The sequence below is a fragment of the Clostridium sp. CMCC3677 genome, assembly GCF_023845585.1.
Taxonomy (GTDB): domain Bacteria; phylum Bacillota; class Clostridia; order Clostridiales; family Clostridiaceae; genus Clostridium; species Clostridium aquiflavi.
Window position 1 is genome coordinate 31,669 of the sequence record NZ_JAMQHS010000012.1, and the last position, 21,929, is coordinate 53,597.

Sequence of the window (21,929 nt, forward strand, 5' to 3'; positions counted from 1 at the left end):
CCATCCTTAAATACTTTTATCAGCCTTAAATCCATTAAATTTGTTCATAGCTGAATTTACATCTTGTTTTATTATTTCTTCTACCGAATTTGTTGCTGCTTCAATACTTTCTTTTAATACTTCTTTTTCTTCTTTTGAGAATTTTCCTAAAACATAATCAACTAAATTAATGTTAGGTTGTCCAACACCCACTTTAATCCTTGGGAAAACATCCGTTGATAAATTTGCTATTATGCTCTTTATACCATTATGCCCGCCTGCACTGCCTTTTTCTCTTATTCTTAGTCTTCCTATATCTAAACTTATATCATCATATATTACTATAATATTTTCATTACTTATTTTATAAAAATTAGCTACTTCTCTTACGCTGTCCCCACTTAAATTCATATATGTGGTTGGTTTTAATAAAATAACCTTATTATTAGCTATAAATCCTTCACCATATACACCTTTAAATTTTTGCCTATTTATATCAATATTATACTCATTTGAAATGTTATCAATAACTTCAAATCCAATATTATGTCTTGTATTATCATATTTACTTCCTGGGTTTCCAAGTCCAACTATTAAAAACATATTTTTCTCCTTTGCATATCTTTTAATTATACTAATTTATCTTCTATTATACTAAATAATAATATATTTCATATATTTAATTATTTTGTTTGAAATTTATAGCCTTTTCTCCAAAGTGTAACTATTTTATAATTTTCATCTGGTTCAAACTTCTCTCTTAATCTTTTAATATGAACATCTATAGTTCTACAATCACTCTTATAATCATTTCCCCATATTTCATCTAATAATTCTTTTCTTGTAAAAACCTTATTAGGATTATTTATAAGAAAAACTAATAATTCAAATTCCTTTGGTGGTAAATTAATTATATTTCCTTTAAAAATAACTTCATAGGTACTTAAATTTATTGATAAATCAGATATAGATATTATATCTGTTTTATTATTTTCTATGCTACATCTTCTTATAATAGCTTTCATCCTAGCAACTAACTCTTCTACTTTAAATGGCTTTAAAATATAATCATCTGCACCTATATCAAATGCTAAAACCTTATCAAAAAGACAATCATTACTTGTAACTACTATAATAGGAATATTACTTTGTTTTCTTATCCATTTTAAAAAATCCATACCATTAAGATTTTTTGTAAGTAAATCTAACAAAATTATATTAGGGGCATATTTCAAAAATACACTTTTAGCATCATTTCCATCTAGCACTATTTTAGTTTTATAACCTGATAATTTTAAATAATTATCCATTAAATCATTGCTATATATATCGTTATTTATAATTAAAACCTTTCCAAAAGATTTATCCATAAAAAAATTACTCCTTTTTAGATTACTTACAAACAATATGAAATCTTGTTTAACATGTTAATAAACCTCCCATGATATGCTCATAGGAGGTTTTATTATATGTATACAAGATTATACTTCAAATAATTTACTTATTGGTTCATCATCGTATATTCTTTTAATAGCTTCTGCAAATAGTGGAGCAACAGAAAGAGCAGTAATCTTCATATTTTCCATTTCTACATCTACTGGAATAGTATTTAATAATACTAGTTCTTCAATTGCAGATTTATCTAACCTTTCACATGCTGGTCCTGATAAAACTCCATGCGTACAGCATGCATAAACATTTTTAGCACCTAATTCTTTAAGGGCATTAGCTGCATTTGATATAGTTCCTGCTGTATCTATCATATCATCAATTAATATACATCTTTTTCCTTCAACTTCGCCAATAATATTCATAATTTCTGAAACATTCGCTTTAGGTCTTCTTTTATCTATTATAGCTATTGGTGCATGAAGATTATCTGCGAATTTTCTTGCTCTTGTTACACTTCCTAGGTCTGGTGATACTACAACCACATCATCTTGTTCCGCTAATCCCTTTGATATAAAGTGCTTAGCTAATATAGGTGCTCCTAATAAATGATCAACTGGTATATTGAAATATCCTTGAATTTGCGATGCATGTAAATCCATAGTCAAAACTCTATGTGCTCCTGCTGCTGTTACTAAATCAGCAACTAGTTTTGCCGTAATTGGATCTCTAGCCTTCGCTTTTCTGTCTTGTCTTGCATATCCATAGTAAGGAATAACTGCTGTTATTCTACCTGCTGATGCTCTTTTAAAAGCATCTATCATTATTAATAATTCCATTAAATTATCATTAACAGGAGAACATGTTGATTGTACGATGAATACATCAGTACCTCTTACAGTTTCATTAATATCGACAGATATTTCTCCATCACTAAAAGTTGATACCTTTGATTTTCCTACTGGCACACCTAATATATCTGCTATATCTTGTGCTAATTTACAGTTTGAATTTCCAGTAAAAACTTTTATATTTCTTTCATGGCTTATCATAATATAAGAAGACCTCCTTAAAATTTTGGCTGATTTATAATTAAAATTATTTTTTTAATCCTTTTTTAGCTACCCATCCTTTAATATTTCTTTGCTTAGCTCTTGCTACTGCAAGGTCACCTTCTTGTACTTCCGATGTAATAGTTGAGCCAGCTGCTATGTAGGTATTATCCCCTACTTCTACTGGTGAAACTAAGTTTGTATTACATCCTATAAAGCTGTGATCCCCAATAATAGTTTTATATTTTTTCTTACCATCATAATTTACTACTACTGTACCACAACCGAAATTACATTCTTTACCTACTTCAGCATCGCCTATATAAGTTAAATGAGATACCTTTGTTCCATCTCCAATAGTAGATTTCTTTATTTCTACAAAGTCACCTATTCTTGCTTTTTCCCCAATTTTACTTTCAGGTCTTATATATGCAAATGGTCCAACAGTGGTATTATTGCCAATACTGCTGTCTAAAATTACAGAAGATTGAATATCTACTTCATTTTTTATAATACTATCCTTTATCCTTGAGTTTTGATATATTATACATCTTTCCCCTATAATAGTATTACCTTCAAAAATATTATTAGGATATATTATAGTATCCTTTCCTATTTCTACATCAATACCTATATATGTTGTTTTAGGATCTATTAATGTAACTCCATTTTCCATATGTTTTAAGTTTATTCTATCTTTAAGTATTTCTTCAGCTTGAGCTAATTGAGCTCTAGAGTTAACCCCTATAGTTTCCTCAAAATCAGTTACAACTGCTCCTATATTATGTCCTGCAGATTTTAATATTTCTATAACATCTGTAAGATAGTATTCACCTTGTTCGTTGTTATTGCTTAGTTTACTTAATGATTCATATAATAATTCTATATCAAAACAATATATAGCAGAGTTCATTTCATTAACTTTTAGTTCTTCTTCATTACAGTCTTTATGTTCTACAATTTTTAATACTTCATTACCACTTCTTATTATTCTTCCATAGCCTGTTGGATCATCAACAATGGCACTTAATATTGTAGCTGCATTTTTTTCTTCAATATGAGTATTAAATAAATTTTTAATAGTAGATTCCTTAATTAAGGGAGTATCTCCAGCAAAAACTGCAACTGTACCTTTTTTACCTCTTAAAAATTCTGATGCACATTGTACAGCATGACCTGTTCCTAACTGCTCTAATTGAAGTGAATAAGTCACATCCTTTTCTGCAGTTCTTTCTTTAACAAGTTCTGCTCCTTTTCCTATGATTATATTGGCATCTTGTATTCCAGCTTTTCTTATTGTATCTATAACATGATTAACCATTTCTTTTCCACATACTTTATGTAAAACTTTAGGTAAATCTGATTTTATTCTTTTTCCTTGTCCAGCCGCTAAAACTAAGGCACATTTATACATTGTTATCCCACCTCATTTACAAACATACTCTTAACAAAATATATTAATAATATGCTTTAAATTCATACTAATTAATTATATTTGAAACGAATTTTTATTTCAAGTTTTATATAATGCATCTTAAATTTGTACAAAAAATAAAAGGAAGCATTTATCTTCCTCTCATTTTTCCCAATTATTAAACTTTATTCTTCCACTTCTTGTTCTTCAATAGCTTTTTCGTAAGCGCTTAGAATTTCGTTTTGTATCTTTTCCCTTGAATCCATAACTATTGGATGAGCGATGTCTTTAAATTCTCCAGTTGGAGTTTTTCTACTAGGCATAGCTATAAATAACCCATTTTGGCCTTCAATAACTTTAATATCATGTACTACGAATTCGTTATCAAAAGTTACAGAAACTATTGCCTTCATTTTTCCTTCTGAAGAAATTTTTCTAATTCTCACATCTGTGATTTGCATTTTCGTACACCTCCAAGTTGCATTTAAAAATACTTATACTTAATTAAGTTCTCCGAAAATGTTTAAATCCCTTCTAAAATCATCTAAATATTAAGAAATTTGTTTTATTTATACGAATTGTTACAAAAATCTTTTTGAAGGTTGAATTTCCAAAATAGCTTCTTTATCAACAGCTTTTAATTCTACTATGGAAACATATTCATCAACTAACTTTTTATTGATCTCTTTATTATCAACTAATACACCTATTCCTACTAGTTCACTCTCAAATTCTGTTAATAAATCTTTAATTCCAAGAGCTGTTCCTCCAGCCTTCATAAAATCATCGATAAATATACATCTGCTCTTGGGTTTCATAGATTTTTTTGAAAGAGACATCTGTTGTAATCTGCCACTGCTTCCAGATACATAATTTATACTGACAGTAGTTCCTTCTGTAAATTGACTGTCTCTTCTTGCTATTACTAATTGTACTCCTAAATTTCTAGCTACTTCATAAGCTAAAGGAATTCCTTTTGTTTCAACAGTTATAACATAATCTACATTTTTTTCTTGAAAGCACGATGATAACATAACACCTGCAGTACTAATAATTTCTGGATTATACATCACATCAGTCATATATATTATGTTACCAGGTATTACTCTTCCATCATCCTTTAATTGATCACATAGCTTTAATGCAAAGTCTCTAGCTACATCATCTCCAATCATTGGAATATATTTAATTCCACCTGCAACTCCAGCAATTGTTTCTATTCTTCCCATTTTAAGTTTTTCTAAAAGTTCTCTCACTATAACTATATCTTCACTTATAGTGGATTTTGCTGCATTTAACAATTCTGAAAACTTATTTAAACCTATTATTTTATTTGAATTTTCTATTAAAATTTTTGTTATAGCAACCACTCGGTTGTTTCTGCTTAATTTTTCCATAAAAATCACCCACATCAATTATTCACGAATTATTTTTTGATTAATTATACTTAACATTCATATTTTATTCTAAATTTTACTCAATATCAATGGTTTTTAAATACAAAAGTTCTTAATTACAAAAATTCTTCACATATTTGAAAAAATAGCATAAAATATTTGAGTAATTGTTTTTTTTGTATTTCATTTATGGAAAAATGTATATAATTATAAATAAGTATCCAAATATCATTATAAAGTAATTTACGAGTATTGTTTAGGATATAATTAAATATAGAGGAGTTGATATTTTGTCTTTCGATTTTATAAAAGATAGAGATAAGAAAGTTCACTTTATTGGTATCGGTGGAATCAGTATGAGTGGTCTTGCTGCTGTTTTACTAAATAGTGGATATACAGTTTCAGGTTCAGATTTTAAGGAATCAGAAATACTAAAAAAATTAAGACTTTCTGGAGCTGATATTTACATAGGCCACAGTGAAAAAAACATAAAAGATGTTGATTTAGTAGTTTATACAGCTGCTATACCTGAAAATAATCCTGAACTTATTTATGCTAAAGAAAATAATATAGACTTAATGAATAGAGCAGAATTTTTAGGAAATATCATGAAGGGACATAAATATAATGTTGCTATTTCTGGTGCACATGGAAAAACAACTTGTACTTCTATGCTCTCTAATATAACTTTAAAAGCTAATTTAGATCCAACTATACTTGTTGGTGGAGAATTAGATGTTATTGGTGGTAATTTTAGAATAGGTAGTAGTGATTACTTTATAACAGAAGCTTGCGAATATAAACGTTCATTTTTAAGTTTTTTCCCTTATGTTGGAGTAATTTTAAATATAGATGCTGATCACTTAGACTACTATAAAGATATAGATGAAATCACTGAAACATTTGGACAATTTGCAGATTTAATTCCTAATGATGGTTATTTAATAGGCTATGTTGGTGACTCTAGGGTAAAAGAAATTTTATCTAAAGCTAAATGTAATACTTTAAGTTATGGATTTGAAAACGCTGATATAACTGCTAGAAATATAACTTTCAATGAAAAGGGTTGTGCTTCTTTTGATGTTTATAAACATAATGATAAATTATTTGATTTAACTTTAAGCAATCCTGGAGAACACAATATATTAAATGCACTTTCTTCAATTTGTGTATCACTTGTATTTAATCTTAATTATGATGATATAATATGTGGATTATCAGAATGTAAGGGTGCGCATAAAAGATTTGAATATAAGGGAGAAGTAAATGGTGTTACTGTTATAGATGATTATGCTCATCATCCAGTAGAAATAAAGGCAACTTTAAATACATCAAAGAAAATTCTTCATAACAAAACTTTCTGTGTATTCCAACCACATACTTATACAAGAACTAAAACATTGTTTGATGAATTCACAGATGCATTTTTTGATGCTGATGAAGTTGTTTTAATGGATATATACGCTGCTCGTGAAAAAGATACTGGATTAGTTTCTTCAAATGATTTAGGAGAAGCTTTAAGAGCTAAAGGCGTTAAATGTACAAATGTCCATTCTCATGATGAAGCATTAAAGTATGTAAATGAAAATGCTAAACCTAATGATTTACTTCTTACAGTTGGTGCTGGAGATGTTGTTATTGTTGGTGAAAAATACCTTAATCAAGGGAAATAATAATATTTAAGATTTTAATAAAAAAATGATAAATTAATTTTTTATTAGTTGAAAGTGGAGAGATGAGAGTTTTGGCTGAAAGCCATAGGCTTTCTAAAAAATATACGTTTAAATTTCAACTTGAAATTTATTCCTTAACTCTCCATTTTCAACTCTCAATTCTCAACTAAAATTCCATATTACATAATATACAATTAGAATTTCAAAACTTATACTACTCTCTATATAATCTTATATAACTGTAAGTTCTTTTGTTACTGAATTTAGTATTTCTGCACCATCTTTTGTTACTAATACTAAATCCTCTATTCTAACGCCTATGTCATTTTTTAAATATATTCCAGGTTCAATAGAGAATATCATTCCAGCTTTAACCTCTTCATGATTTATTGAGCTTACATCTCCCTTATCATGAGTTTCTAAACCTATACTATGACCTGTTCTATGAGTAAAGAATTCACCATATCCTTTATCATCTATATAGCTTCTTGCAGCAGAATCTATTTCTGAAAATTTTACACCATCTTTTACTTTTTTAATAGCATTTAAGTTTGCTTCTTTAACTATTTCATATATTTCTTTTTTATGGTCATTAGGTTCTTCTCCAAAGAATACAGTCCTAGTCATGTCAGAGCAATAATAATTATATATTCCTCCTATATCTAAAACTATAGTGTCACCTTTCTTTAGCTTTGTACTTCCACATTCACTATGAGGATCTGCTCCATTAGTATCAAATGCTACTATTGGTGTAAATGAAAATCCACTTGCACCCTCTTCTTCATATATTTCAGCAAGTAATCTTTGATAATATTTTTCTGTCATGCCTTCCTTAAGCTCTGATTGAAGTTTTAACATAACTCTATCATTTATTTGTGATGATTTTTTCATAAGTTCAATCTCTTCTGAGTCTTTAATCATTCTTAAGCTATCAATTATTGGAGATGAATTTACAAAGCCTTTTACTACGTTAAGCTCCATTAATCTTATCAAAAATTTAGCACTCCAATCTTTATCTATACCTAAAACTTTATCCTTTTCTAAAACTTTGCTTAATACTTCAACTGAATCATCACTATCTGTATACCAAATAATATCTACACCTAAGTCTTCTTCTATTGGAAAAAGCTTATTAACTATAAATTTATGATTTCCAGAAGAATTTATGTAAAGTGCAATCATTCTTTCTCCTGGCGAAATTCTTTTACCTACAAGATAATAAATTGATGCTGGTGATGTAACTATTATTTGTGAAAGTCCTTGTGACTCCATTTCTTTTATTACTTTTAAAACTCTATTATTTTTCATAAAATCAACCCCTTAACTTAGTAATTATTTTAATAAATTTTGTTTCTGCTTTTAATCTATGTTTTAGTAAAATTTATATATAATTAATCAAAATTGTACATAATTCAATATATAATCAAATATTTAAAACATAGCTTTTCTATATATTATTTGTATATAATAAATTAAAATATTCTATAAAATTTATTATATAACTTTGCATCTAAAAATAATATTATAATGATATAATATATTTAACAATTTTATATTTAAACATAAGGGGAGTTAGTTATGAAAATAGCAATAATTTCAGATATACACGGAAATATTTATTCACTTATTAGAGCATTACAAGATATAGACAATGAAAAAGTGGATTCAATTGTTTGTTTAGGCGATTTAGTTGGATATGGACCACATCCTAATGAAGTTATAGCAATGATTAAAAGAAGAAATATTCTTTGCATTCAAGGAAATTATGATAAATCTGTTATAGATAATGATTATACTTTTATAAGAGAAACTGCAATAAATAGTTTTTCTCTTCCTTGGACATACAATGAGCTTAGAGCACAAAATAGATATTTTTTAAGTAATTTACCATCATCTATTAGTATTAATATTCAAGGCAAAAAAATAATATTTGTTCATGGTAGTCCAAGCATACTTAATCAATATTTATTTGAAGACGCTGAAGATACTAAAAATATAATAGAAACTATGGAAGAAGATATTTTGGTTTGTGCACATACCCATATTCCTTCTATTAAAAGTTTTGGAGAAAAAATGTATATAAATTGTGGTAGTATTGGAAAACCTAAAATAGGTAGACCTAATCTTACTTATTGTTTGTTAGATATAAATGAGATTAGCGGGATTAAAGCGCAGATAAAAGAATTAGAATATGAGTACCCAAGAATCGTAAAAGATATGACTTTATTAAACTTTCCTTCAAAATTAATTAAAAGTTTTGAAAAAGGTTTAGAATAACTCTGTTGCATTTGTAAAAGAAATACTGTAAAATTATACACAATGTAATATTGTAATTACTTTGATGAGAAGAGTACGTTTAGAATATAGTCTTAGCGAGTAAGGGATGGTGTGAGCCTTATACGAAGTCTATTCCGAAGAACATCTCTGAGTTTCTAACCGAAAGTTTTTAATAATTAGTAGGCTTAGACGGGGTCAACCTCGTTAATAATCTAAGAGAAGTCATATAATTTTATATGTTATATGGCAAATTGGGTGGTACCACGAAATAATACTTTCGTCCCATACGGGGACGGGAGTTTTTTTTATACTTTTTTATATTTTATAAAATAAATATTAACTCATTATTATATGTTAATCATATAGATAAATTAAATATTTAATGAATTAAATTATGGAGGTCATGTAAATGAAAAATACAGTTTTAATTAAAAAAATTTATAGAGAAACTGATCAATTTCTTTCAAAGGAAGTAATGATATCAGGTTGGATAAGAACTTTAAGAGCATCTAATGCTTTTGGTTTCATTGAAATAAATGATGGTTCTTTCTTTAAAAATATCCAAGTAGTTTTTGATGACAAATTAGGTAACTTTAAAGAAATTTCAAAATTACCAATAAGCTCTTCAATCTCAGTTGTTGGTACATTAGTTGCTACACCAGATGCTAAGCAACCATTTGAAATTCAAGCTAAAGAAATAGTTATTGAAGGAATGTCAAATTCTGATTACCCACTTCAAAAGAAAAGACATACTTTTGAATACTTAAGATCAATTGCACATTTAAGACCAAGAAGTAACGCATTCTCAGCAACATTTAGAGTACGTTCAGTTGCTGCCTTTGCAATACATAAATTCTTCCAAGAACAAGGTTTTGTATATACTCATACTCCAATAATTACAGGTAGTGACTGTGAAGGTGCTGGAGAAATGTTTAGAGTAACTACTCTTGACCCTAAAGCCCCTGAATTAACTAAAGAAGGAGATATTGATTATACTAAAGACTTCTTTGGTAAAGAAACTAACCTTACTGTTTCTGGTCAATTAAATGCTGAATGTTTTGCATTAGCATTCAGAAATATATATACATTTGGACCTACATTCAGAGCTGAAAATTCTAATACTACAAGACATGCAGCTGAATTCTGGATGATAGAACCTGAAATAGCATTTGCTGATTTACAAGATGATATGGAGCTTGCAGAAGCAATGCTTAAATACGTTATAAAATATGTTATGGATGAATGTCCAGAAGAATTACAATTCTTCAATTCATTTGTTGATAAAGGATTATTAGAAAGATTAAATCATGTTGTTTCATCAGATTTTGCTAAAGTTACATACACAGAAGCTGTTGAAATCTTAGAAAAATGTGATAAAGAATTCGATTATGACGTATCTTGGGGTATCGATTTACAAACTGAACATGAAAGATATCTTACAGAAGAACACTTTAAAAAGCCACTATTTGTAACAGATTATCCTAAAGAAATTAAAGCATTCTACATGAGAATGAATGAAGATAACAAAACTGTTGCTGCAACTGATCTTTTAGTACCAGGCATCGGAGAAATCATTGGTGGTAGCCAAAGAGAAGAAAGACTTGATAAATTAGAAGCTAGAATGGCTGAATTAGGTCTTAAGAAAGAAGATTACTGGTGGTACTTAGAATTAAGAAAATATGGAGAAACTAAACATGCTGGATTTGGTTTAGGATTTGAAAGATTAATCATGTACATCACTGGTATGACAAATATCAGAGACGTAATACCATTCCCTAGAACTCCTGGAACTTCTGAATTCTAGAATTTTAATAAGAAAAGCATTTGAAGTTAAATCTTCAAATGCTTTTTTTATTATTACACATATTAATTTTAAATTTTTCTAATCAAATAATTTTTTTAATTATTTCAATGCCTATTTATATCTCATACATTCATATTGAAACAATTTATATTTCCACAATTGAAATTATAGTTCCTCTTGATTTAACTCTACAATTAACTTTTCCTTTCCAATTTTACATACATCCGGAATAATACAAAACACTGTTAATATAATTGAGCCTATACAAATTAATATCAATGTAGTATAGTCTGGAACTATAAATGTAGTTCCTCCCTCAAATATTGATACTATAAACGATCCAATGGTTCCAATTGTTAATCCTAATATATCGCCAAGTAACAAGAAAACTATTGATTGAGTTATTATCATTTTGCTTAAGTCCTTTTGTTTAAATTTCATACATCTTAAAAGAGCATATTCTTTTCTATTAGAATTTATATTATTTTTAATTGAAGTAATTATTCCAAATATCATTGAGCAATAGAGAATTACTAAACTTAATTTAAAATATTTCCATCGTTCTTCTATAGCTTTATTAGTTTCTGTTAATACATTTTCTAAGGTAGCCCACTTTATTCCTTGATATTCTTGCCTTTTTTCATTTAATAATGTATCTATATTTTTATTAGTTGTATCTATATACATTTTATTTAGACTACCTGAAATATCATTAACTAACTTTGTATTTGACATGTCAATTAATACAGACTGGCGATTCATTAAATTATCATCTTCTATACTACTCACTTCTAAGTTATATTCATACACTTGATCTTTAGTACCTTCCTTAATAGTAATCATATTTTCATATTCATTTTTAAACGTAGGGTTAATAAATTTAAGTTTTTCGCCCACCACAATATTATTTTCTTTAGCATATTCTTCACTTACAACAACCTTATTTTTCCCATCACCATCAAATTTTTTTATTAACCCTTGTTTTTCCATTTCTTCTAAATTACCTAAAGAAAATGTAATGTTTCCTTTACTATCATTTCTTACAATAGCTGTTGTCCCGCCTTCTGTCATAACAGATGCCACTGTATCATCAATTTCATTTACATCATTTAGAAGCTTAAGAGTTGTCTCATAGTTAAGATTATCATCACATGTTAGTACAATATCAGTTAAATACTCTTTTCTATAATACTGTTCACTGTTCAATGTAATTAATTTTACAAAACTTCCTCCAATACTTGTTATGACTATCATTGTGGTTATAGCCAAGATTAATATAGAATTCTTCTTAACTTGAGGTATTAGCATCTTCATTGAAACTTCTCCACTTCTTCCAATGATCAACTTTAGTGGTTTAATTAATAAACTGAAAATTTTATTTATATATAACATTACAAATAAGAAAGAGCTTAAGTATATACATAAAAATCCTCCTATTGCATCTAATAAAGCTTTTGTGTCTGGTGTGATTATACACAATAAAATTATTAAGATTCCAGTAATCAAACTTCCTATCATGGTATATTTCATTAATTTTTTATGCTTAAATTCCACATTGTCATTTTTAGACATCGCTTTTAATGGTAATATTCTAGTAGTTTTAAATACAGGAATTAGTAAAACAATTTGAATTATTAAAAATCCAATTAAAGCAATCTTTAGTATTGGCAAAAAATAATATTCAAAGGTAGTTAAAAATAATTTACATGTTAAAAATGATAATATTGTTCCACTAAGGACTCCTGTAATATTAATCATCATTGTCTGCATTAATACTGTAATAAAAACTTGAAATGACGAACCTCCTATTGCCTTTATTACTGAAAAATCTTTAGTATATTTATATATATATCCTTGAAGATTAGATACTATAAATATTCCACACATGATAAATACTAAACTCCCTAAAAATCCAATGAAATATCGCATAGTATTAATATTCTCATTTAAGTTCTTATCTTCTTGAAATACTTCAACTCTCAAATCTTTATCTAAATTTATTAATTCCTTAGATACTTTAGATATATCATCATTATTTTGTACCTTAACCATCATATAATTAGCTTCTTCCAAAAAGCCTAATATTTCCTTCAATGATTTTCTATTCATGATTGCCATGTTTATAGAATTAGAACTATATGTTTTATCATTGAAAATTTCTATAACCTTATTTTCATTACCATTAACTAATACATTATCTCCCTCATTAACCTTTAAGCTATCAGCTAACTGTTTATTAATAATTATTGTATTTTCTTCAACATCACTATTATATTTATATTTACTTTTACTTAACTCATCATTTTCTACACCTACTGTGTAAGTATCAATTCCATTAATCTTAATCTTTACACCATCTACAATAACTGGTGATATTTTATCTATTCCTTCTAAAGAAGAAGTTTCCTCTAAAAAGTCTTTGGTAATTCTTTTTGAACTATCAATCTCATAACCGCATTGTATTTCAAAAGCTCCAAATTTTTCAAGAGTTTCTTTCTTTAAGTTATTTTCTGAATTTATTGAGAAATTCATAAGTGATGTTATTAATAGAATTGATAAAGCTATTGCAATTATAGATGAAATTGTAATAGCTTTATTAGATATAAAGAATCTTTTTGATAAATCTCTTAAATTCTTAATCATGCTTACTAATAACTCCTTTAAATTTCTCTAATATGATATCAATACTTTCCTTATTATTTTCTTTATTTTCATATTCATCTACAATTTGTCCATCATTAAAAAATAATACTATATCTGCATAACTTGCTACCATAGGATCATGGGTTACAATTATAATACTTTGATTTAACTTTTCTCTCATCATCTTAAATATATTAAGCACTTCTAACGAAGTATTATAATCAAGATTACCTGTAGGTTCATCTGCAAGTAATAGATTAGGTTCTGTAATCGTAGCCCTTGCCACGGCCACCCTTTGTTGCTGTCCTCCTGAAAGTGCTGAAGGTCTATGTTTTTTCCATCTGGTTAGACCAACTAAATCTAATTCTTGCTCAACTTTCTTTTTTATTTCTTTAGACTCTACGCCCTGTAAAATTAATGGCAGAGCTACATTTTCTTCAACACTTAAATCCCTCAATAAATTAAATGACTGAAAAATAAATCCTATATTTTCACTTCTATATTCAGTTGCAAAAGGTTCTATGTGATAGTCTTGTTGCAATTTTCCATTGATATACACCTTACCTGAATCTGGTGAATCTAGTGCTCCAAGTATATTTAGAAGTGTGCTTTTTCCTGATCCACTGCTCCCCATAATTGCAAGTAATTCCCCTTTATTTAGAGAAAAACTAACATCTTTTAAAGCCCATATTTTATTTATCTTTATCCCATACGATTTTGAAATCTTTTCAACTCTTAATACTTCCATACCATATCCCCTATCTATAATAACTCGCTTGAGCTTCATACATATTTTTATATTCACCATTATTATTTATTAATTCTTTATGTGAACCTTTTTCAATAATTTTCCCATCTTTCATTACTATAATTATATAAGTAGTAAACCAATAAAAAATTTAAAATAAGTCCTGACTTCATAAACTTAAATGTAAAATCATCAAGATAAATTATGTAATTATATCCATAATAACATATAATTGTTTTTTGATTTATGATACCATTTAATATTAAATAATACAATTATATGAAATAGTTAATATGCTAAAATTTATAATTATACATTTTTAGGGATCATATAATTTATTTTTCAATTGCAATTACAAATTTAAAATATAGAATTTAATTAGAGTTTGTATTAATCAGATAAAGAGAACAACAACAATGGATTTCAACCTATGATTAAGATTAAATTATTTACAATTCGAAGCCAATGCATTGGATGAAAATAAAGAAATGATTACTCGATTTGAAGAGCAACAAAATAAACATTTTAATTCTTATATAGATAAATTCTACAATGAAATTAAATCTATAAATAAAAAAGTAAATATTACAGTATTCTCATCTACAAAGTGCCAAGAGGCTACAACTAATACTCTTTTTTTATACTGTTTCTATATCAAATAATAAATATGTTACAAAAATCATCTAATACAATTATTAATTATAGTTAATACATAATTAACTTTATAAATACAAATTATATTAAATAATACAAAATATATAAAATAATCTAAAATATTATTTAATAAGTATTGTCAATTAATAATATTTGTTTTATAATAAAAATATGAAATACAGAGAGATAGGAGCGAAGTAATATGAGTAATAAAGAAAATTTAAACAAAAAAAATGAATGTAATTGTACAGATAAATATGAAGTAACTTTTGAAGAAGAAAAGGTTAAAGTAGATCCATCAAAGCCATGTGATTCAAGTAATCCAGATTATCCATGGGTTTCATGTGGTATAGATAAAAAAACTAAAGATAGTGAAGAAAAATAACTACTTTTTTTAAAATTTTTTATTTAAGAAAATAAAGATAAAAATGAACCTATATTAAACTATAGGTTCATTTTTTATATGTTTTAATAATTATTTTATAGCCCCTTTAGTAACTCCATCGATAATACCTTTTTGTGCTACTAAGTAGAATAATAATATAGGTATTAACGCTAATAAGTATGATGCAAATGCTAAATTATAGTCTGTTCCAAATTGTGATTGGAATATAAATTGAACTAAAGGAATAGTTGCAAAGTCCGGGTTACTTAATATTACAAGTGGTAACATAACATCATTCCAACACCATAATGCTGTTAAAATTGCTACTGTTGCATGTATTGGTTTTAACATTGGAAATATTATTTTAAAAAATACTTGCCAAGTACTTGCTCCATCTATCAATGCTGCTTCTTCTAATTCTATTGGTATAGATTTTAGAAAACCTACATATAAAAATACATTAGAAGATAGTCCATACACTGTATATAAAAGAAGTAATCCAATTATATTATCCATATTCCAAACACTAACTTGCTTTACAAGTGGAAGCATTATAATTGGAAATGGTACAAACATAGCACTTAAAAAATAATAGTACATCGCTTTATATGTTTTTTTATGCATATTTCTTGCTATTGCATAACCAACCATTGAATTAGTGATAAGTGTTAATATAACAGTTGTTATTGTAATAGTTAAACTGTTTTTTAATGCATTAAAGAAATTAGTCATTTCTATAGCTTTAGTAAAGTTTTCAAAATGAAACACTTTTGGTAATGAAAAGATTCCGTTCATCATATCTTGTGGTGATTTCAATGCTATAAGTACTGTTATTAATAATGGAAAAAGTACAGTTATAGTTCCTAAAATCATTAGTATTGTTACAAACCAATTTGTTTTCTCATCTTTATTTACTTTAGATTCTTTATTTTTTCTTGATTTATTAGCTACTGCGAACATTATAATTGCATCTCCCTTCTTTCAAGGATTCTTAGTTGTAATAATGATATTGCTACTACTACTATGAAATAAATAACTGAGTTTGCTGATTGGTATCCAAATTGACTACCATCAAAACCAGCTTTGTATATTAATACAGCTATAGATTCTGTTGATCCTGAAGGACCACCACCAGTAAGTGATATAATTTGATCGAATACATTTAAGAAATTTTTCATTGCAAGCACCATATTTATAGTGAAAAATGGAGCTAGTAAAGGAAACGTTATCTTTTTGAATTGTATCCATTTATTCGCACCATCAATTGCACTTGCTTCATATACATCTTCTGAAATAGTTTGAAGTCCAGAAATATATATTATTGTGTTAAATGCAATAGCTTGCCAAGATGCTACTATAACAACCCCAAGCCATGCCAAATTAGGATTTCCAAGTATGCTTTTACTTAAAACTTCGCTTCCTATCGCTTGCCCTGCACTTGTTAGTATAAATGTAAATATATAATTGAATATATATCCAACTATTAATCCACCTAAAATATTAGGAATAAAATAAATACCTCTTAAAGTACTTTTGAATTTTATTTTAGAATTTAATCCTACTGCTAAAATTAAGCTTATTACATTTACTATAATTGTTGAAAGTAAAGCAAATTTAAATGTAAACATATATGAATTAATTATTCTTTCATCTGAGAATATACTTATATAATTCTTTATACCTACAAATCTAAAAGTTCCAAATCCTCTCCAGTTTGTAAAACTATAAGATATACCCTTTAGTAAAGGTAATGTATGAAAAATAAAAAATAGAATTACTGCTGGTATTGACATTAATAAGAACACTCTTCTTTTCTCTTTCATGCTCGTTCACCCCTATAACTTATTTTATTGCTGTGATCTATTCCATCTGTCATCTAAACTATTTAAAAGCTTTTCTATATCCTTATCAAATAAATAAGCTTGAGCTAAATCTCCAACTTGCATTGATGCTGGATAATGGTGATCAGGAAAATCTAAAACCATTCCATTTTTAAAATATGGATTCAAATCTTCTACAGTTTTATCTTGTTGATATATATTATTAATTGCTGGAATTGCAAACTGCTCTTTTGCATATAGTTCTACATTCTCATTCTTAGTCATAAAATCTAAAAATTTAATTGCCGCTTCTTTATGCTTAGAATCCTTAGGTACTGCAAATAGTAAATCGATACCTGAAACAACATTGTTCTTGCTTGCATCATTATTTGTTGGCAATACAAACATTCCTAAATTCATATCTGGATTTATCTTTAATATTTCTGGAATAACCCAATTTCCTTGTATCATCATTGCTGCATTTCCTTGAGCAAAAGATACATTTCCATCATTGTATCCGATTCCAAAATTATCATTGTGACCATATTCCATTAACTTTTCCATCTTTTCAGCTATTGGTTTATATTCATCTCTAAATGTAACTTCATTTTTTCTACGTTCAATAAAAAAGTCTTCAGATTGAGTATTAGCTGTTATAGCATTCCAAGCTGGCATGGCAGTCCATGCATCCTTTAATGTAAAGTAAAATGGTGTAGTTCCTGCTTCTTTTATCTTTTCAGCAGTATCTATAAATTCATCCCATGTAGTTGGAACTTTTAATTTTAATTTTTCAAAAATATCTTTATTGTAAACTACTCCTCCAGCATTACATGCATAAGGTATTCCACATAAAGTGTCACTAGGTTCAAACTCTAAGCTTTTTAAAACATTAACGTAAGCAGGTTGTATTCTATCTATAATATTTTTTTGACTAGATAAATCTTCTAAAATGCCTGCATCTACAAAGTCTCCATAATTCATCTCCCCAGCTATTGTTAATATATCTGGAACATCATTCTTTACTAATCTTGTTTTTAATACTGTCATAGCTTGAGCTGGTGAACTAATAATTACATCTATATCAGGATTTTCTTTTTCAAATTTTTCTTCAAAATTTTTAAATGTATTTATTGCTTCTGCTTTACTTAAAAAAACTTCTACTTGTTCTTTTCCATCTGCATTTTTAATATCATTGCTTTTACAACCAGTTAAAAGTGATGTAGAAAAAATACAAATTGTTAAGCAACTAATAAGAATTTTTGTAATCTTCATTATGCCAACTACTTTTCTATAGTACTTAATACTCATAGAAAAATAGTATTCACCTCCTATTTTTTATAATCTTTGTTGACTATATATCTTGTTTCAGGAATCGTTCCCAAAACAAGATATATCATTATTAAATAAGATATGCTCTACATTCGTAAGGTCTTAAGCTTATATTCTCTAATGTTTCTTCTTTACATTCATCATAGTTTGCTATAAGAAGTTTTTTGTATTTTGATTTTATATTATTAGGTAATTTAAATTCTGAAGTATTGCTAGAGAAATTACATATTACTAATAATTGTTCTTCATTTAATGTTCTTACATATGCATATATCTCTTCACTATCATCTAAAATTAAATCGTAATTTCCATAAACAATAATTTCATTATCTTTTCTTATTTTTATAAGCTCTTTATAATAATTAAAAATAGAATCTTTATTATCTACCTGACTTTCAGCATTTATTTTATTGTAGTTAGAGTTAACCTTAATCCAAGGAATACCTGTTGTAAATCCTGCATTTATACTGCTATCCCATTGCATAGGTGTACGTGCATTATCTCTGCCTCTATCATGAATTCCTTCCATCATTTCATCATGCGATCTTCCTTTTTTAACAACTAGATCATTGTATGCATTTATAATTTCTATATCTTTATAATCATTTAAATCATCAAATGCAACATTAGTCATACCAATTTCTTCACCTTGATAAATATAAGGAGTTCCTTTCATCATATGAAGACATGTAGCTAACATCTTAGCTGATTCTTTCCAATATTTCTTATCATCCCCAAATCTTGAAACTACCCTTGGTTGATCGTGATTATTCCAATATAAGCTGTTCCAGCCTGAATCTTCTAACCCTTTTTGCCATTTAGTCATTATTTTCTTTAAATCTGTTAACTTAAATGAATTCTTATGCCATTTTCCATACTTTCCATTACCTAAGTCTGTATGTTCAAATTGAAATACCATATTAAGTTCGTTTCTGTCTTCCCCAGTATATAACTTAGCTTCTTCAATACTTACACCTGGCATTTCTCCAACTGTTATTAAATTTTTACCTCTTAAAACCTTTTCATTCATTTCTTCTAAAAACTCATGTATTCTTGGTCCATTCATTGAATACTTACTAAAATCTCCATTTACACCATCAGGGAACTCTTGATTTTTAGAAATAAAATTAATAACATCCATTCTAAATCCATCTATTCCCTTATCTAACCACCATTGCATCATAGAATAAACATCATTTCTTAATTCACTATTTTCCCAGTTTAAATCTGGTTGTTTTTTAGAGAATAAATGCAAGTAATACATATCTGTTTCTTCATCATATTGCCATGCTGGACCGCTAAAACAAGATGTCCAATTGTTTGGTGGTTGACCATCTTTACCTTTTTTCCATACATAATAATCTCTATACTTGCTAGTTTCTGATTTTCTGCTTTCTACAAACCATTGATGTTCATCTGATGTATGATTTACAACTAAATCCATCATTATTTTAATTCCTTTTTTATGAGCTGATTTAAGTAACTCATCAAAGTCATTCATAGTACCAAATTCAGTCATTATATCTTTATAATCACTTATATCATATCCATTGTCATCATTAGGTGATTTATATACAGGTGAAAGCCAAATTACATCTATACCTAATTCTTTTAAGTAATCTAACTTTTCTATAATTCCTCTTATATCCCCAATTCCATCTCCATTACTATCCTTAAAACTTCTTGGATAAATTTGATATACTACACTTTCTCTCCACCAATTCTTTTTCATAAAAACTCCTCCTTTTTATTTTATAAATAAATACTATGTTTTAAATATATGTTTATATCTGTATTAGATAAAGTGACATATATAAACATTCTACTAAAACATGATCTAAATAAATTATGTATTAGGTTAACCGATTACGTAACCTTGAAAAATAAAATGGTTTATTTAAACCATTTTACAGTTTCCCTTTCGACAATATTATGATCCATAATTATTTGATTTTTAGAACCGTTTCCATTTAACATATTTAAAATTTCATTAAATGCCTTACAGCCCATTTCATATAATGGTTGTGATAATGTTGTTAATGGTGGTATTGACATTATAGCCACCTTGGTATTATCATATCCTACAATTGATAAATCATCTGGTACTCTGATATTTTTTCTATAGGCAACATTTAAAACGCCCACTGCCATATCATCACTAGCTACAAATATAGCTGTAAATTCTTTTTTTCTTTCTAATAAAGTATTCATACATTCAATTCCACTTTTATAAGAGAAATCTCCATATGTAACTAAGTCATTATCTATATTTATTCCATAATCTGAAAGTGCCTTCATATATCCTTGTACTCTAGGTAATCCTGCTATTGTATCTTCTTTAGTTCCACTTATCATAGCAATTTTCCTATGACCTCTATCTAATAGATACTTAGTTGCAGTATAAGCAGCTGATAAATCATCTACTTTTATATGAGGCATATCATATTTAGGTGATGTTGTAGATATAAGTATATATGGAATATTAATTTTTTTTAAAGCCTTGTAATATTCATCTTCTATTTTTATACTTACAATGATGACAGCATCTAATTGTCTTTCCTCTAAAATTCTTAAATACTCTAAAGTTCTAATTCCTTCTGAACCAGCATTACAAAGTATAACACTATAGTTATTATCATGTGCTGTATCCTCTATTCCTCCAATGATTTCACCATCAAAGCTTGTAGATACATCCGGTATAATTACACCTATAGTTCTTGTTGTATTCGTTGATAATGATCTTGCAATGGCATTTCTTTTATAGCCAATTTCATCAACTACTTTAAGAACTCTAATTTTGGTCTCTTCAGAATATCCTCCTAGATTATTTAAAACTCTTGATACTGTAGCTACGGATACTTTAGATAAATTTGCTACATCTTTTATTGTTGATGCCATCTTAATCCCCTTTTTTTCCTTAAGTTAATCGATTACTCAAATATACAATACCATATTTTTATACATATATCAATAAAGTAAAATACAAAAAAAATTTCTTTTTTATCTCCAGTCAGCAACTTTATTTTTTCCTTAATTTGTTCCTTTGTTAAGTGAGTAGTAGCTCTTTCCTTAAGCTTTGCAAGTTACATAGCTTGAACTTGTTGTTTTTTTAGTTCTTGTTCTTGTTGCTTTTCAATTTTTTTCTTGTTTCTTTAATTCTTTTACTTCTTGTTTTTTGGCTTTTTCTTGTTGTTTTATTACTTTTGCTTCTTGCTTTACTATCTTCTTTGGAGAATTTTTAACACCTTTTTCAGCAGCAAAAGCTGGAACAGAACTTACCATAGTCATTATAGCTAAAATAGCAATTATCTTTTTAGTTATCATAAGTAAAAAAATCTGTAACTAATTAGTTACAGATTTTTAAT

General features: G+C 27.4%; 19 protein-coding genes and 1 other annotated feature. Of the genes, 4 read left to right on the forward strand and 15 right to left on the reverse strand.

Annotated features, from left to right (window positions below; all coding sequences use genetic code 11):
- Positions 1-6 precede the first annotated feature (6 nt).
- The 6 genes from pth to purR form a co-directional block, all read right to left on the reverse strand.
- Entirely contained in the window at positions 7-582 is a 576-nt protein-coding gene (gene pth / locus NG901_RS14325) for an aminoacyl-tRNA hydrolase (RefSeq protein WP_252215936.1), read from the reverse strand.
- A gap of 80 nt (positions 583-662) precedes the next feature.
- Positions 663-1,349, reverse strand: a complete 687-nt coding sequence (locus tag NG901_RS14330; RefSeq protein ID WP_252215938.1) for a response regulator transcription factor — start codon at positions 1,347-1,349, stop codon at positions 663-665.
- A gap of 111 nt (positions 1,350-1,460) precedes the next feature.
- Positions 1,461-2,420, reverse strand: coding sequence for a ribose-phosphate diphosphokinase (locus NG901_RS14335; protein WP_003372561.1), 960 nt, complete (start codon positions 2,418-2,420; stop codon positions 1,461-1,463).
- A 46-nt stretch (positions 2,421-2,466) separates the two neighbouring features.
- A complete protein-coding gene (gene glmU, locus NG901_RS14340) occupies positions 2,467-3,834 on the reverse strand; it encodes a bifunctional UDP-N-acetylglucosamine diphosphorylase/glucosamine-1-phosphate N-acetyltransferase GlmU (protein ID WP_252215940.1) in 1,368 nt (455 codons plus the stop codon).
- Positions 3,835-4,019: 185 nt separating this feature from the next.
- Positions 4,020-4,295 (reverse strand): septation regulator SpoVG, encoded by a 276-nt coding sequence (spoVG, locus tag NG901_RS14345; protein WP_252215951.1) that lies wholly within the window; start codon positions 4,293-4,295, stop codon positions 4,020-4,022.
- A 120-nt stretch (positions 4,296-4,415) separates the two neighbouring features.
- Positions 4,416-5,231: a pur operon repressor gene (gene purR / locus NG901_RS14350; RefSeq protein WP_252215953.1), complete on the reverse strand. Its 816-nt coding sequence runs from the start codon at positions 5,229-5,231 to the stop codon at positions 4,416-4,418.
- 290 nt (positions 5,232-5,521) lie between these two features.
- Between purR and murC the strand changes: the two genes are divergently transcribed.
- Positions 5,522-6,904 carry a UDP-N-acetylmuramate--L-alanine ligase gene (gene murC / locus NG901_RS14355; protein WP_252215955.1) on the forward strand — a complete coding sequence of 461 codons (1,383 nt, stop codon included), beginning with the start codon at positions 5,522-5,524 and terminating at the stop codon, positions 6,902-6,904.
- A gap of 231 nt (positions 6,905-7,135) precedes the next feature.
- Here murC and NG901_RS14360 read toward each other — a convergent pair whose 3' ends face one another.
- Positions 7,136-8,212, reverse strand: a complete 1,077-nt coding sequence (locus tag NG901_RS14360) for a M24 family metallopeptidase (RefSeq protein ID WP_252215957.1) — start codon at positions 8,210-8,212, stop codon at positions 7,136-7,138.
- Between the two features lie 270 nt (positions 8,213-8,482).
- On the opposite strand from NG901_RS14360, the gene NG901_RS14365 reads away from it, so the two are divergent.
- Together NG901_RS14365 and asnS are read left to right on the forward strand one after the other, a co-directional pair.
- Positions 8,483-9,181, forward strand: coding sequence for a metallophosphoesterase family protein (locus NG901_RS14365; protein WP_252215958.1), 699 nt, complete (start codon positions 8,483-8,485; stop codon positions 9,179-9,181).
- A 52-nt stretch (positions 9,182-9,233) separates the two neighbouring features.
- Positions 9,234-9,469, forward strand: a binding site (T-box leader).
- Positions 9,470-9,590: 121 nt separating this feature from the next.
- On the forward strand, positions 9,591-10,985 hold the full coding sequence (gene asnS, locus NG901_RS14370) for an asparagine--tRNA ligase (RefSeq protein WP_252215961.1): 1,395 nt from the start codon (positions 9,591-9,593) through the stop codon (positions 10,983-10,985).
- Between the two features lie 165 nt (positions 10,986-11,150).
- Here asnS and NG901_RS14375 read toward each other — a convergent pair whose 3' ends face one another.
- Together NG901_RS14375 and NG901_RS14380 are read right to left on the reverse strand one after the other, a co-directional pair.
- Complete coding sequence (locus NG901_RS14375; protein WP_252215976.1) at positions 11,151-13,628, reverse strand: ABC transporter permease; 2,478 nt, start codon at positions 13,626-13,628, stop codon at positions 11,151-11,153.
- On the reverse strand, positions 13,621-14,376 hold the full coding sequence (locus tag NG901_RS14380; protein ID WP_252215979.1) for an ABC transporter ATP-binding protein: 756 nt from the start codon (positions 14,374-14,376) through the stop codon (positions 13,621-13,623). Before NG901_RS14380 ends, NG901_RS14375 begins: the two co-directional genes overlap by 8 nt.
- A gap of 856 nt (positions 14,377-15,232) precedes the next feature.
- On the opposite strand from NG901_RS14380, the gene NG901_RS14385 reads away from it, so the two are divergent.
- Positions 15,233-15,415, forward strand: a complete 183-nt coding sequence (locus NG901_RS14385) for a hypothetical protein (protein ID WP_252215982.1) — start codon at positions 15,233-15,235, stop codon at positions 15,413-15,415.
- Between the two features lie 90 nt (positions 15,416-15,505).
- Here the strand turns inward: NG901_RS14385 and NG901_RS14390 are convergent, their stop codons facing one another.
- The 6 genes from NG901_RS14390 to NG901_RS14415 form a co-directional block, all read right to left on the reverse strand.
- Positions 15,506-16,375, reverse strand: coding sequence for a carbohydrate ABC transporter permease (locus NG901_RS14390; protein WP_252215985.1), 870 nt, complete (start codon positions 16,373-16,375; stop codon positions 15,506-15,508).
- Positions 16,375-17,238 carry a carbohydrate ABC transporter permease gene (locus tag NG901_RS14395; RefSeq protein ID WP_252215988.1) on the reverse strand — a complete coding sequence of 288 codons (864 nt, stop codon included), beginning with the start codon at positions 17,236-17,238 and terminating at the stop codon, positions 16,375-16,377. The genes NG901_RS14390 and NG901_RS14395 overlap by 1 nt, the downstream gene beginning before the upstream one ends.
- Positions 17,239-17,262: 24 nt before the next feature.
- Entirely contained in the window at positions 17,263-18,543 is a 1,281-nt protein-coding gene (locus NG901_RS14400; protein WP_252215991.1) for an ABC transporter substrate-binding protein, read from the reverse strand.
- A gap of 91 nt (positions 18,544-18,634) precedes the next feature.
- Positions 18,635-20,296: a glycoside hydrolase family 13 protein gene (locus NG901_RS14405; protein WP_252215994.1), complete on the reverse strand. Its 1,662-nt coding sequence runs from the start codon at positions 20,294-20,296 to the stop codon at positions 18,635-18,637.
- A gap of 161 nt (positions 20,297-20,457) precedes the next feature.
- Complete coding sequence (locus tag NG901_RS14410) at positions 20,458-21,462, reverse strand: LacI family DNA-binding transcriptional regulator (protein WP_252215996.1); 1,005 nt, start codon at positions 21,460-21,462, stop codon at positions 20,458-20,460.
- A 234-nt stretch (positions 21,463-21,696) separates the two neighbouring features.
- Entirely contained in the window at positions 21,697-21,888 is a 192-nt protein-coding gene (locus NG901_RS14415; RefSeq protein WP_252215998.1) for a hypothetical protein, read from the reverse strand.
- Positions 21,889-21,929 lie beyond the last annotated feature (41 nt).